Annotated in this window: 14 protein-coding genes; 2 read left to right on the forward strand and 12 right to left on the reverse strand. The window is 40.0% G+C overall.

Annotated elements, in window-relative coordinates; translation table 11 throughout:
* Positions 1–203: 203 nt before the first annotated feature.
* A complete protein-coding gene (locus CHI10_RS19905) occupies positions 204–1,169 on the forward strand; it encodes a F510_1955 family glycosylhydrolase (protein WP_095245912.1) in 966 nt (321 codons plus the stop codon).
* A 25-nt stretch (positions 1,170–1,194) separates the two neighbouring features.
* Here CHI10_RS19905 and sigK read toward each other — a convergent pair whose 3' ends face one another.
* From sigK to mtnN, 4 genes are all read right to left on the reverse strand, one after another.
* Positions 1,195–1,914: an RNA polymerase sporulation sigma factor SigK gene (gene sigK, locus CHI10_RS19910; RefSeq protein WP_095245913.1), complete on the reverse strand. Its 720-nt coding sequence runs from the start codon at positions 1,912–1,914 to the stop codon at positions 1,195–1,197.
* A gap of 838 nt (positions 1,915–2,752) precedes the next feature.
* Positions 2,753–2,893 carry a YrzI family small protein gene (locus CHI10_RS19915; protein ID WP_095245943.1) on the reverse strand — a complete coding sequence of 47 codons (141 nt, stop codon included), beginning with the start codon at positions 2,891–2,893 and terminating at the stop codon, positions 2,753–2,755.
* A gap of 372 nt (positions 2,894–3,265) precedes the next feature.
* On the reverse strand, positions 3,266–3,526 hold the full coding sequence (locus tag CHI10_RS19920; RefSeq protein ID WP_095245914.1) for a YrhC family protein: 261 nt from the start codon (positions 3,524–3,526) through the stop codon (positions 3,266–3,268).
* Positions 3,527–3,642: 116 nt separating this feature from the next.
* A complete protein-coding gene (gene mtnN / locus CHI10_RS19925) occupies positions 3,643–4,347 on the reverse strand; it encodes a 5'-methylthioadenosine/S-adenosylhomocysteine nucleosidase (protein ID WP_095245915.1) in 705 nt (234 codons plus the stop codon).
* Positions 4,348–4,562: 215 nt separating this feature from the next.
* Between mtnN and CHI10_RS19930 the strand changes: the two genes are divergently transcribed.
* Complete coding sequence (locus CHI10_RS19930) at positions 4,563–4,769, forward strand: YrzA family protein (RefSeq protein WP_048010327.1); 207 nt, start codon at positions 4,563–4,565, stop codon at positions 4,767–4,769.
* Between the two features lie 23 nt (positions 4,770–4,792).
* On the opposite strand, the gene CHI10_RS19935 is transcribed toward CHI10_RS19930, so the two are convergent.
* The 8 genes from CHI10_RS19935 to mltG form a co-directional block, all read right to left on the reverse strand.
* Positions 4,793–5,458, reverse strand: coding sequence for a YrrS family protein (locus CHI10_RS19935; protein WP_095245916.1), 666 nt, complete (start codon positions 5,456–5,458; stop codon positions 4,793–4,795).
* 211 nt (positions 5,459–5,669) lie between these two features.
* Complete coding sequence (locus tag CHI10_RS19940) at positions 5,670–7,463, reverse strand: peptidoglycan D,D-transpeptidase FtsI family protein (RefSeq protein WP_095245917.1); 1,794 nt, start codon at positions 7,461–7,463, stop codon at positions 5,670–5,672.
* A 56-nt stretch (positions 7,464–7,519) separates the two neighbouring features.
* A complete protein-coding gene (gene greA / locus CHI10_RS19945) occupies positions 7,520–7,996 on the reverse strand; it encodes a transcription elongation factor GreA (protein ID WP_095245918.1) in 477 nt (158 codons plus the stop codon).
* Positions 7,997–8,241: 245 nt separating this feature from the next.
* Positions 8,242–8,877, reverse strand: coding sequence for a uridine kinase (gene udk / locus CHI10_RS19950; protein WP_095245919.1), 636 nt, complete (start codon positions 8,875–8,877; stop codon positions 8,242–8,244).
* Positions 8,878–8,880: 3 nt separating this feature from the next.
* Complete coding sequence (locus CHI10_RS19955) at positions 8,881–10,149, reverse strand: peptidase U32 family protein (protein WP_095245920.1); 1,269 nt, start codon at positions 10,147–10,149, stop codon at positions 8,881–8,883.
* A 35-nt stretch (positions 10,150–10,184) separates the two neighbouring features.
* A complete protein-coding gene (locus tag CHI10_RS19960; RefSeq protein ID WP_095245921.1) occupies positions 10,185–11,114 on the reverse strand; it encodes a peptidase U32 family protein in 930 nt (309 codons plus the stop codon).
* A gap of 5 nt (positions 11,115–11,119) precedes the next feature.
* Positions 11,120–11,755, reverse strand: coding sequence for an O-methyltransferase (locus CHI10_RS19965; protein WP_095245944.1), 636 nt, complete (start codon positions 11,753–11,755; stop codon positions 11,120–11,122).
* A 270-nt stretch (positions 11,756–12,025) separates the two neighbouring features.
* The gene (gene mltG / locus CHI10_RS19970; RefSeq protein WP_095245922.1) at positions 12,026–13,159 is read right to left on the reverse strand and encodes an endolytic transglycosylase MltG; all 1,134 of its coding nucleotides are present in this window, start codon (positions 13,157–13,159) and stop codon (positions 12,026–12,028) included.
* Between the last annotated feature and the right edge of the window lie 54 nt (positions 13,160–13,213).

Genomic DNA, 13,213 nt, shown 5'->3' on the forward strand with positions numbered 1-13,213 from the left:
TGCCTGTAAGGGGTCAGGCAAAATGACAAAACATCTTTCCGATATCAAGTATAAGGAGAGGAATAAGTTTTTTCTTCACTCATAGCAGGGAGCCATTAATATGAACCCTTCCACAGGCAAGGGTTTTTTATTTTTAGCTGAAATACTATATAATGACATCGATAATAATAACCATTGAAATGCTATGAATTGGAGTGAAACAAATGAAACAAGGCCGAACGATTTTGGCGATTCTCCTATTATTGCTCACAGCCGGCTGTTCTGTGGAGGATGAGCAAAGTAAGAAAACTGCTGATGAACCTTCAAATAAAACTTCAGAAGCACCTGTTTATACTATTATCGAGGCCTCAGCCCAGCAAATCGAGCATATTCAAGGGATCGGATATCCGGGAAATGATACTGGCCTCTATCTTGCATCAAGCGAAGGATTCAAGTTTTTCAAAGATGGCATTTGGCACGAGACCACTTCTCTTAACCATGACTATATGGGGTTTCAGGCAGTCAAAGATGGATTCATTGTCAGCGGCCATCCTGATAAGAATTCCGTTATAAAAAACCCTCTTGGAATTGTAAAAAGTACAGATAAAGGAGCCTCTTTCAAGAAACTGGCTTTTAGCGGAACAAGTTCCTTTCCTTTTCTAGCTGCAGGCTATGATACCAATCTAACCTATATGATAAATCAGGAAAATAACGATGAACTCAAGGCAGGTGTATACCGCTCTCAGGACGCAGGCAAAACATGGGATCCAGTCAGCTTAAAAGGGCTTGAGGCCGACACACTTGGTATGATTGCAGCACATCCAACTAATCCTGAAATCATGGCCATGTCAACAAGAAGCGGCATCTTTTACTCACAGGATAAAGGGGAAACTGTAAAGTTAGTATCTGATTCAATTATGGCTACAGCCCTCGCATTTACGGAGAACAGCCTGTATTATGCCTATGCCGATCATGAAAAGGTTCAAATGAGCAAAATCGATCTTAAAACGATGGAAAACTCACAGATTAAAATCCCTTTTCTCAGCTATGACAACCCTATTACATACATTGCTGCCGATCAAAAATCTGACGGAAAGCTTGCTATTTCAACTTATCTCAAAGATGTATATGAATCTGCAGACAGCGGTGAGAGCTGGAAGCTTTTATTGAAAAACGGCAGAATTAAATAGCTAAAGGGACAGTCAAACTGTCCCTTTAGCTATTATTTTTCCTTTTTTCTTTTTCTGCCCGATAAAACTCATGAAACATTTTCATTAATGCTCTCTTTTCAATTCTGGAGACATAACTTCTTGATATGCCAAGTTCTTTGGCAATTTCTCTTTGTGTTTTTTCTTTTTGCAGATCAAGTCCGAACCTGCCGACAATGACTTCTTTTTCTCTCTCATCTAAAACATCAATGTACTCCTTCACTTTTTCCAGTTCCATATTTAGCTGAATTGTATTAATAACATCCTCAGATTCCGACTTAAGAACATCAATAAGAGATATTTCATTGCCTTCTTTGTCCTGCCCAATAGGATCATGAAGGGATACATCTTTTTTAGTCTTCTTCAGTGCCCGCAAGTGCATCAATATCTCATTTTCAATACAGCGGGCTGCATAGGTGGCAAGCTTTGTTCCTTTCCCTTCCGAATAGCTCTCGATGGCCTTTATCAGTCCGATTGTCCCTATTGAAATCAGATCCTCAGAATCCTCTCCTGTATTTTCAAACTTCTTTACAATATGGGCAACCAGCCTTAGATTATGTTCAATAAGCATATTACGGGCATGCGAATCACCTGCAGCCATCAAACGCAGGTATTTCTTTTCATCTGCAGGAGACAGCGGTTGGGGAAATGCATTATTTTTTACATAAGATACAAGAAACACTATCTCCTTAACCAAAAACCCGAGTGCAGTCAAAATACCGGACATCGTTCCACCCCCGCTTATAATGCGTTCAAAAATGCCTATAACTAATTCCTATGTATGGATGGAGTTGTTTTTGTCTGTCCAATTCAGATAATTTCCTCAGAAAAATTTGCTTCCCTCGTTTTTTCAGCCAATAAACCTTCATTAAAGCTTTTCACAACGATGATAGGATATAATTATTCTTGGAATAATTATTATCGCCTGCATGCGATATACATAGCTTCGTTTCAAGTTATATAAATAATCAGGAAGAAAGAGGTCTTGATAATTTGAATGGTCAGAGAATAATTTTAGCCCTCGTATTTTTTATTGTTTTTCTTGACAGCCTTGCAAAGTTTATTTTTGAAGGTTTTTCTTTAAAGACCTTGCTGATATTGCTTGCAGTTTCTGGAATTGTCCTATTTCTTTGGATTTACCCTAACAAAAAGGACTGACTTCTCAATCCGGAAGTCAGTCCTTTTTTTATATTTCATATTCCTCTGTTACACTTACCTCAGCAGAAATGATGCAGCCGACAGTACCGCACACAACCAATCCCATTACGATCCAGAACATCCTCCACACCCCTTTTTTAATTCCTTATTTTCTTTAATGTAACATGGTTTCTGTTTCAAAAAATGGGAGGAATGTGAACATTCTGTTAATCCGCATCAAGTGGATCAGTTCCTTTTCTTTCGGAATTTCAAGGTTAAAATTAATATATGCAAAGACATGCTCCTTACCTCCTAACCGTTTACAGCTTTGTTAGGTGGAATCTTTCTCCACCCAGAAAATTGCCTGACGTCCTTGTAAAATGTAAATCATTTAACAAACCACCTTTCTTGTTTTTTTGTCACTGAAATTAAAATGGACGGTAAATTGAGAATTGACGATCACGGTTTTGTTCAATAATTTTTTTAGCCATTTGTTCACGGACAACATCTTCTGCTGATACGTAACGTTTTTTTATTGTGACTGTCAAAAATAAGATATTTAATGTCATTAGATATTCCACCTCCTCTTTCATATCCTGCCAAAAGGCACAAAAAAGCCGCAAAGAGATATACTCCCAGCGGCTTGCCATTTAGGCATAAAAAACCGCAGGGCACAATTCTCCCTGCGGCATGGATATGTAATGTCAATAATGCAAATCTAAGCGATCCATTCCATGTAGGTCGAATTTGTACAATCTTTATTTAGCTGTGCTTTTAATACAATTGCAGTTAACATCATTTCATTCGACCTCCTTTTTAGAATTTTCACTTACACTGGTAATTATATCCACGATTATGCAGTTTGTAAACCTTTTTTATTCACTTTTATTAAAAATATTAATTTATGAAAAAACGCCCGGAAATCCGGGCGTTGGTTTTACTTATTTTCTCATGAGGTATTCCTGGCCTTCATCCGTTTCATTCAATTTCGTTCTGCATCGTTTGGAAAGGATAAAGAAAAGGATTGAGCCTATAAGGAAAGCTGAGGAAGATCCAGCCATTATATATAAATCAGAAACTGTATTGGCAGTGTCAGGGATAATTAAACCAATGTAAAAAAACGATCCGACAGCGAGCATTGATATTGCAAACTGCTTGAAATCAACCATTTTTTGATATAAATGCTTTGCTTCGTTCATCATTTATTATCACCTTCTAAGAAAGACTATATTTCTACTTTAACATACTTAGCAAGTTTGAAGGTGATGTAAATAATGTAAGATAGGAAAAAAAAGGAAAGGATTATCCCTTTTAAAAGTTATTTGTTATTCTTAAGGGCATCTACTATCTTCATTACGAGTGTAGCAGAATGAAGGGCTGCCTTTTCCAAAAATTGTTCAAATGAAACATCGGATTCTTTTCCTGCAATGTCTGACAGGGCACGGATGACAACAAAAGGAGTCTCAAACTGATGAGCAACCTGCGCAACTGCTGCTGCTTCCATTTCTACTGCCTGAAGATCTGTAAATTTATCACGAATATAATCCACTCTTGCAGGATCACTCATGAAGGAGTCACCTGTTGCAATTAACCCTCTGACAACCTGGATATCACCGATTTCTCTGGCACATGCTTCAGCAATCTGCACGAGGCCGTGATCGGCTTCGAATGCTGCCGGCAATTGAGGCACCTGGCCATATTCATAGCCAAAAGCAGTAACGTCTACATCATGATGTCTAACCTCAGTCGAAATTACCGTATCTCCCACATTCAGTTCAGGATTAAATCCTCCAGCTGAACCGGTGTTAATGACAAAATCCGGCTTGTACCGCTCCAAGAGGATGGCAGTCGACATGGCTGCATTCACTTTGCCTATTCCAGAACGGAGCAGCACGACATCTGCACCATTCATTTTTCCTGCTGTAAACTCGCATCCGGCAATCGTATCCTGTTGCTTATCTTCTATTTTATCTCTAAGTAAAGTAACTTCCTCTTCCATTGCTCCAATAATAGCTATTTTCATTTTAAAACCTCTTTCTTATTTTTCTATGCTTTGATTACATTCATGGTTATTAGCATGCCCATATGATTTATGCAAACTCTATTCTACCATCATAGACGGGATGTTTGCCAGATTCGTAAATAATTCATACATTAACCTCTCAGGTTTTGAAAGTTGCCAGACTAAAACTAACCCCATAAAATAAAAGATAGTATCGAAGGGAAGGGGGAATTATGATGAATTTCCAGTTTGATTTGATAGAAGATAAGGTTGAGTTTTATGAAGCTCCTACTTTAAAGGAGCTTGAAAAGAAGATAAATTTACAGATTGAGCATAATAAAGCCATCCTTTTATCTGTCCACCACGTATCGCATCAAATGCATCTTGATGAGAATGGAAGGACTTATTTCTCGGCGGTGGTCCACTATAAAGCAAAAAAATAAGGACGCCCTGGCGTCCTTATTAACTAATTTATTTCATTTAAGACCTCTACCCTGGAAGGCTTCCATCCTTCTCCGTCAACCCAGTCTATATAGACACGGTACTTTTCACTTTGATCTTTTGTGGAAATTGTTCCAACAGAGCTATTGGGCCCATTATTTCCGAGGAACCAAACAGTCATATTTCCCTGATCAACACCTGTAGCATAAGAAATGGCACTGAGCATTTCCTGCCAATCTGCATGATTTTGATCATAGACAGCAGTATGCTCTCCGGTTTGAGAGGTTCCGACTGGTTTCCATGCTGGATTTTCAATCGTTTTTTCAACGTCAGGCCCGCTTCCGCCTTCTGTTACGACTTGTTCTTGATCTTCTTCAGTCTCTTTAGCATTTTCTTCTTTTTCTTTTTCTTTTTCTTCTTCAGAATCTTTATCTGCTTTCTCTTTGTCTTTATCCTTATTTTGCTCTATGTCATTGCCCTTATCTTCCTTGTTTTTCTCTTTTTGTTTCGATTCAGATGCTGTCTGTTCATCGGCAGGAAGTGCCTGATCATTATTACCGCCAAAGAATATTTTGGCTGATACAACAATAATAAGGATGATGACAAGTGCAATAAGGCTATTTAAGATGATATTAGTTTTTTTTCTTTTTTCCCGTTTACCAAAACGGGATTCTCTGTTATTCCCTTTCAAGACTTTCTCCTCCCCAATTCAGACTTATAGGTATAATAAAAAATGAGTAGAAATAATATCGCAGCCATCTGCCTACGGGCTCTAAACAGCGGCTGTCAACATTCTAACACGTAATTAGGTTATGTTAAAAGAAATAACCTATGGACATCGTACTGCCGGCAATTAAATGGACGACAGCAGCATACGGAAAGTTACACTATACCATATTTGTTTACTGGTCTGCAGAGCCCAATGGAGGAGTTTCTTGTTTATGATTATAGTTATAGACTTCTTTGACGATATCAGCAAAGAGCGGATTCACTCCCCCTGTGTCTTCAGTAACCTCCAGATTTACAGTTACAAGGGCATATTTTGGATTTTTATATGGGAAGTAACCCGCGAACCATTTATTGTGCAGCTGCTTTCCATCTGCCATTATGCCCGTTTCAGCTGTGCCGGATTTCCCTGCAACTTCGTAAGGAAGTTCTTTAAACCAGCGGCCGGTCCCTTCTTCATTAATTACTACTTCCCTTAGCAGTCTTTGAAGCTTCATAGCGGTAAACGGGGCAATTATTTCTCCCTGCAGCTTCTGTTTCTTGAATTCTATAAGAGATGTACTGTTTTTATATTCAATTTCTGAAGCAACCCGGACCATTTCTTTCTCTCCTCCTCTGGCTATAGTTGCCATCATGTTGGCAACAGCAAGTGGAGTAGCTCTCACCTCATGCTGTCCAATTCCTGTCAGACCTGCAAAATTACTGTCTTTTTTAGCATCTTCAGACAGAAACACCCGTCCTTTTTCTTCATCCTGAAGCTGTTTAAAATCGCTGAAATGATAAATATCTCCCTCCCAGCTTACAGGACCTATTAATGACAGTTTGTCTACATACTCCTCAAGGAGATCCGGGTTAATATCTTTCAACTCCTTAGCAATGGATGCAAATGTATTATTGCAGCTCCTGGCAAAGCTCTCATCGAAATTCAGCATGCCATGCTGATATTTAAGATCCGGTTCCCCATTAATTTTCCTGCTGCAGTCAAATTGCCTCTTAGGATCGTCCAGACCATGATCAATTGCGGCTGCTGCCACCACCGTTTTAAAAACTGACCCCATGATTTGCTGTTTAATCATATGATTAACCGTCCCTTTGCTTTTTTCATCAAAAGGATTATTTTTATTAAGGGCTGGACGCGACACCATTGCCAAAATTGAATTAGTCTCTATATCAAGCAGAATAATACCGCCTTTTTTAATCCCATGCTGATCCGCCAATTTTTCGGCCATCATCTGTAAATCATAATCCACAGTTGTCCTAATATTGACTGGATAAAAGGGGTTTGCCGGCTCTACATATTTCACATCGATGCCAAACAGCGGTCCGCCAGTCCCATCCACATGATAGACAAGTTTTGATGCCCCTTCAGGAAGCAGAAATTCATCAAAGCTCTTCTCCATGCCGGTAATGCCAATCATTGTATCGGAAGACAGATCTTTGTCCGGGTATCTTTCTTTAAGGACGGCCTGATTCTGACCGGTAATTCCGATTAGCTGGGATGCAGGTTTCTCGGAACGGCTGTATTTCTTCTCAACAGCAAAGACACCCGGAATTTTCAAGTCATTGATTTTCTCCATTTGATCGAAAGACAGCTGAATGGGCTCCGGACTTCCAAATGCAAAAGGTTCTTTTGCATTCTCAACAGAATGCCGCAATGAATATTCCGAAGCACCCGTAATTTCAGATACCTTTTTTATATCCCAATCCATTCTTGTGAGGAAAGGGAATAATATAAGAACAGATTTATTTTCAAATGTCATGGGATTACCGCTGCGATCAAGAAAATCCCCTCTCCCGGCATCGATAATCATTTCCTGGGAGCGCTGACGGACACTCGCTTCAAGAAGATTGATTTCCCTGCCTGTAAAATGCTCTGTTGAAACAAGCTGCAGCTGTATCAGCCTTCCCATAAGAAAGCAAAGGACTATGAAACTAACGATTAACCAGCCAACTGCTCTTTTTCTCCACATAAAAAACACCTCGTCAAAAGTCTTGACGAGGTTTTCTGATTTCAAACCAGCTATTCTTATTTAATGGAAACAATGCGTACGTTCATTTCTCCTCCAGGAGTCTGAACGGTAACTTCGTCTCCAACTGTACGGCCCATCAGGCTTTTGGCAATTGGAGAATCATTAGAGATTTTTCCTTCAAAAGGATCCGCCTCTGCACTTCCTACGATAGTGTAAGTTTCCTCGTCACCATCCGGAAGCTCTACGAACGTAACGGAACGGCCAAGTCCAACGATATCTCCGGCCATTTCTTCTTCTTGAATGATCTTAGCATTGCGGATCATATTTTCAAGAGTTGTAATCCGTCCTTCAACAAAAGCCTGCTCTTCTTTCGCTGAATCATATTCTGAGTTCTCGGAAAGATCTCCGAAGCTTCTTGCGATTTTTATACGTTCAACCACTTCTTTGCGCTTAACCGATTTTAAATAATCCAGTTCCTGCTCAAGTTTTTCTTTACCTGCCTGTGTCATTGGGAAAACTTTTTCTGTAGCCAAAACCTTCACTCCTTCGAATTACACATCCTTTAAAGGATGTGTTCTATAATGTATGTACTTCTTTTTATCATATTTTCAGGAAAATGAACAGGAGCGCGTCCTTTGTTAAAGGGCGCGCAGATCATCTTTTTATATTGACCGGCTTTGAAAGATTTGCTGACGGTAAAAATGAACCGGGATAAGCAATCTTAAAAAGCCACTCGGTAAAAGGATATGTCCTATAGAACATTTTCAATGCTATTGTTTCATAAAAATGACTTTTGTTCAAGAATTGTTTGAATTTTTGTGACCATTAAATCGATCGCAACGTGATTATGCCCGCCTTCGGGAATAATGATGTCAGCATATCTTTTCGTCGGCTCAATAAATTGATTATGCATTGGCCGTACAACATTCACATATTGTTCAATGACTGAATCCATGGTGCGTCCCCGCTCTTTTATATCCCTGAATAAGCGGCGGATGATCCGCAGGTCTGCATCTGTATCTACATATAATTTCATGTCCATCAGATTACGGAGCCTCTCATCCTCAAGAATCAGAATGCCTTCTAGGATGATCACATCCTTTGGCTCGACTTTAATTACTTCTTCAGACCTTGTATGCATGGCATAATCATATACAGGCTTTCTTATCGGCTCATATTTCAGCAGGCTTTCAATATGTTCAATAAGCAGGTCGTTGTCAAATGCAAGAGGATGGTCATAATTTGTCTTCAGTCTTTCCTCGAAAGGCAGATGAGTCTGATCCTTATAATAATAATCCTGTTCGATCATAAGGATTGAGTGCCCTTTGAATCGGTCATAAATCGCTTTAGTAACGCTCGTTTTTCCTGAGCCGGAACCGCCGGCCACCCCAATTACAACGGGTTTGCGTTTCATTGATTAGAGCTCCTTTCGCATCATGTTGTCAGGGTATACCGGCTTATCAACTTTAAATTGAACAATTTGAAGCGGATGGCGCGCTGCATCCAGCTCATTGCCTTTTTCATCCCATATTTTATCGATGACTTGTGTAAAATTTTCAATTTCAGGGCCGAAGAATTCTACTTCCTCTCCAGGCATAAATTTGTTTCTCTGCTGCAGGGTAACAATTTGTGTTTCCGGATTGTAATCCAGCACAAGCCCGACGAAATCGATATTCGTCTTTTTGCTATGATTTCCAAACATTTGCTCTTTATACCCTGGAACCCCTTCAAAGAAAGCTGTCGCTGTTTCGCGGTTTGCACATTTATCAAGCTCTTCAAGCCATTCCTGCTTAATCTGGAAGTTGTCGGGATCTGCACAATAGGCATCAATCACTTTGCGGTACACGCTTACTACTGTTGCAATGTAATGGATGGATTTCATACGTCCTTCAATTTTTAAACTGTCAATTCCCAATTCGATCATACGCGGAATTGATTCAATCAGCTTAAGATCTTTAGGACTCATTGCAAATGGAGCATCTCCTTCGCTGTATAAAGGAACTTCATTCTCCCCTTCAAGCTGATATAAATCATAATCCCAGCGGCAGGACTGGCAGCAGCCGCCCCTGTTGGAATCACGTGCAGTCATATGGTTGCTGAGTGTGCAGCGCCCGGAGTAGGCAATACACATCGCCCCATGAATGAAGGTTTCAATTTCAATATCAACCTTCTCCTTCATTTCTTTGATTTCCTCCGCACTTGTTTCACGCGCAAGGACCACACGCTCCAATCCTTCTTCCTTCCAGAACTCGACTGCCTTCCAATTGGAGAGGGATTGCTGTGTGCTTAAATGAACTTCTATCTCAGGTGCAACACGGCGGCAAGTTTCAATGATCAGCGGATCTGCCACAATGATTCCTGCAACTCCTGCTCCTTTAAGGCCCAGCAAATAATCCTCAAGACCATCAATATTTTCGTTATGAGCAAAAATATTGGTTGTAACATAAATCTTCGCTCCGTATTTTTTGGCGAATTCGACGCCTTCTTTCATTTCTTCAAAAGTGAAGTTGCCTGCGTTTGAACGAAGGCCGTATTCCTGTCCGCCGATAAAAACAGCGTCAGCACCATAGTGAACGGCAATCTTCAGCTTTTCAAGGTTCCCAGCCGGAGCAAGCAATTCAGGTTTTTTTACAATAACCCGTTTGCCGTTGACAATTTCGGAAATTTTTTCTTTTACCGCTGCCATAGAGCTTCCTCCTCTTTCTTTTTCATATAGTCAAATTAGTAGACAGTTTCCTTAAAGAAGAATCCGGTATCAAGCGGACGATTCGCCGGCTGAATTTCTTCAGCTTCAGTGAGAAGACCATCTTTTATTTCATCGTATTGGTCCGGATCTTCGACACATAGATCAATAGCTTTTCTATAGAGTTTAGTCACTTCAGCAATATACTCAGGAGTTTTTAATATCCCGTCAATTTTAAATGAATCAATGCCTGCTTCAATCATTTCCTGCAGTTCATCTATAATGCAGATGTCATTAGGACTCATGATATGAGTGCCATTTTCATCTTCAAAAATCGGGTATTTATTTTCCCGTTCCTTGTCGTGAAGAAACATATTCTTTTCCTGTTTGCGGTTTTCCACTTCCAGGGCTTTCCCCTGATATTCATAATAATTGCCCAGCAAGGAGCGCTTTGATTGGAACATGGCAGTCATGCCATGAACCTGCACCTCTATTTCCACTTCGGCATTCTCTTTTATTTCAATGATGGCATCCATATTAATCTCTCTGGCAAGGACTGCGCGTTTAGCACCTTTTCTGCCCCAGTAGTTGCATGTATACCAGTTTGTTGCAGTAGTTTCTGTATTCCAATGAAGTTTCATGTCCGGCGCAGCCGAGCGGGCGGCCATTAATACAGCAGGATCTCCAAATATAATTGCATCAGCATTTATTTCTTTCAGGAAACTGATATAATCTTCAAGTTCAGGCACTTTATCATTATGAAATAAAGCATTCATTGCGACATACACTTTTTTCCCATGCTTGTGTGCAAGTTCAACCGCTTCTTTCACATCTTCTCTTGTGAATTCTCCTGCAAGTCTCAGTCCATATCGCTGTTCTCCTACAACAAAGGCATCTGCACCTGCAGACATAAGGGGCCCAATATCTTCAACACTTGTTGGCGTTACCAACAGTTCAGGTTTTTTCATTATAATCACCTCTTTTTACTAATTGCCACGCCATCCCCAACAGGCAAAATAACTGTATGATATTCAGGATGACTCATTAACCATTTATTAAACACATCAATTTTTCTAACCATATTCCGGATACGTTTATTTTCTATATTTGATTCACACACAAGGCCTTTGAAAAGGACATTATCTGTAATAATCACGCCGCCATCTGAGAGAAATCGTGAGTAGATTTCAAAGAACCGCTGATATTGGCCTTTTGCTGCATCAATAAATATAGCATCATAAGGTCCGTGCTTTTCAACGTCTTCCTCGACTTCCAGGGCATCTCCCTTAATGATGATGATTTGCTCTTTTTTCCCGGCTTCTTCTATATACTTTTCGGCAAGCTGGTAACGTTCCACATCGCGTTCAATCGTAACAATTTTCGATTCAGGAACTGTGAAGGCCATTCTGAGTGCTGAATAACCGATTGCCGTGCCTACTTCGAGTATCATTTTCGGTTTTTGAATGCGCAAAAGCTGAAGCATCGCTTCGATTCCTGCCAGCTCCATAATTGGAACATTGTGCTCTTTGGCGTACTGCTCCATTTTATCCAGCAACTGGGGTCTCCCAGGTATTATTTCCTCTATATATGCATGCAGCTTATCGTTCATCAAGCTGGCATCACCTCAATCAGATGGAATTTTATTGTCAAGCTGCGGATCTGAGAGAAACTCAGGTCTCAGCCGCTTTTCTATTTAGACATGAAAAAATAGCGTTCACAGATAGGATGTGAAAATGCGCTGTGCTGCATTCCGGCTTAGATGAGCCTGTATCCATGCTTGTCCGTGATTTACGCTATCGCGAAGAAATATAAAACACCTGATCTATTTTACCATAAGTAAAAGGGGAATGCTATATCTGCACATTCCCCTTTTACTAATTTAATTATTTGAGATATGCTGTGCTTTTTTTTGATTATGCTCATCCAGTGTCTTCGAGAAAAGAACTTCTCCTGTTGATGTAGCAAGGAAGTAAAGGTAATCTGTTTCTGCAGGAACCAATGCTGCTTCAATTGAGGAAACTCCTGCATTTGAAATTGGCCCGGGCGTCAGTCCAGGGTACTTATATGTGTTGTATGGTGAGTCGATCTCTAAGTCTTTATATAGGACCCTTGATTTATGTTCACCATGTGCATACAGGACAGTTGGATCTGTCTGGAGTGGCATCCCTGTGTCAATCCGGTTGTAGAAAACACTCGCAATCTGATCACGGTCTACTTTCGCCGTTGCTTCTTCCTCTATGAGCGATGCCATTGTCAATAATTTGTGCGGAGTATATTCCCGCTTATCCATATCACCGCTATACTCTTTAACAACTGAAGCCGTTTTATCAAGCATAACTTTAACAATTTCCTCTATAGTCGGATCTTCTTTGTAAAAAGGATAGGTTGCCGGGAATAGATATCCCTCAAGAGGATATTTAATATTCTCACCCAGGATTTCCTTTGTAAGCAAATCAGGATATTCTGCCATTAAAGATTTAATAAAAGCTTCTTCATTAAGTTTTTTCAAGACATCTTCAGGATTTTTTTCAGTTTTTTCTGCAATGATTCCCGCTATCTGCTCAAGCTGTTTTCCCTCTGGAATGGTGATCTTGAAAGCTACTTCTTCCATTACCTTACCTGTTTTCAAGCTATCAAGGATCTCCTTCATATTCATGGAAGGCTTTAATTCATATTCTCCTGCCATGAACCCAGCTTCATTTTTAAATTTCACATAATATTTAAATACACGTGCATCCCTGATAATTCCATTTTCTTCAAGAACAGTGCCGATTCCCGTCACAGATGACCCGATTGGTATTTCTACTTTTTTCGGCTTATTATTATCGGGATCAACAGGCTTTAAAGCTGAATTAATATAAAAATATCCGCCGCCGAGCACTGCAGCAGCTGAGATTAATAATATGATTGCAACTATCAGTACAATTTTACGGACTACTTTTGCTTCGCCTTGGCGCTCAATCATTTTTTCCCGTATTATTTCTTTTTTCCCTTTTTGATCGTCTGCCGACATCACATATCCCCCCGTTAAAAAGACGTTGGCTTCCTTGGAAATTTACTAGCAGGT

It is taken from the genome of Bacillus sp. 7894-2 (assembly GCF_002272225.1).
Classification (GTDB): domain Bacteria; phylum Bacillota; class Bacilli; order Bacillales; family Cytobacillaceae; genus Cytobacillus.

Bases quoted from the DNA above. Each gene is read 5' to 3' on its own strand.
- CHI10_RS19905 (WP_095245912.1), top strand. From the start codon at position 204: ATGAAACAAGGCCGAACGATTTTGGCGATTCTCCTATTATTGCTCACA.
- sigK (WP_095245913.1), bottom strand. From the start codon at position 1,914: ATGTCCGGTATTTTGACTGCACTCGGGTTTTTGGTTAAGGAGATAGTG.
- CHI10_RS19915 (WP_095245943.1), bottom strand. From the start codon at position 2,893: ATGACATTAAATATCTTATTTTTGACAGTCACAATAAAAAAACGTTAC.
- CHI10_RS19920 (WP_095245914.1), bottom strand. From the start codon at position 3,526: ATGATGAACGAAGCAAAGCATTTATATCAAAAAATGGTTGATTTCAAG.
- mtnN (WP_095245915.1), bottom strand. From the start codon at position 4,347: ATGAAAATAGCTATTATTGGAGCAATGGAAGAGGAAGTTACTTTACTT.
- CHI10_RS19930 (WP_048010327.1), top strand. From the start codon at position 4,563: ATGAATTTCCAGTTTGATTTGATAGAAGATAAGGTTGAGTTTTATGAA.
- CHI10_RS19940 (WP_095245917.1), bottom strand. From the start codon at position 7,463: ATGTGGAGAAAAAGAGCAGTTGGCTGGTTAATCGTTAGTTTCATAGTC.
- udk (WP_095245919.1), bottom strand. From the start codon at position 8,877: ATGAAACGCAAACCCGTTGTAATTGGGGTGGCCGGCGGTTCCGGCTCA.
- CHI10_RS19955 (WP_095245920.1), bottom strand. From the start codon at position 10,149: ATGGCAGCGGTAAAAGAAAAAATTTCCGAAATTGTCAACGGCAAACGG.
- CHI10_RS19960 (WP_095245921.1), bottom strand. From the start codon at position 11,114: ATGAAAAAACCTGAACTGTTGGTAACGCCAACAAGTGTTGAAGATATT.
- CHI10_RS19965 (WP_095245944.1), bottom strand. From the start codon at position 11,755: ATGAACGATAAGCTGCATGCATATATAGAGGAAATAATACCTGGGAGA.
- mltG (WP_095245922.1), bottom strand. From the start codon at position 13,159: ATGTCGGCAGACGATCAAAAAGGGAAAAAAGAAATAATACGGGAAAAA.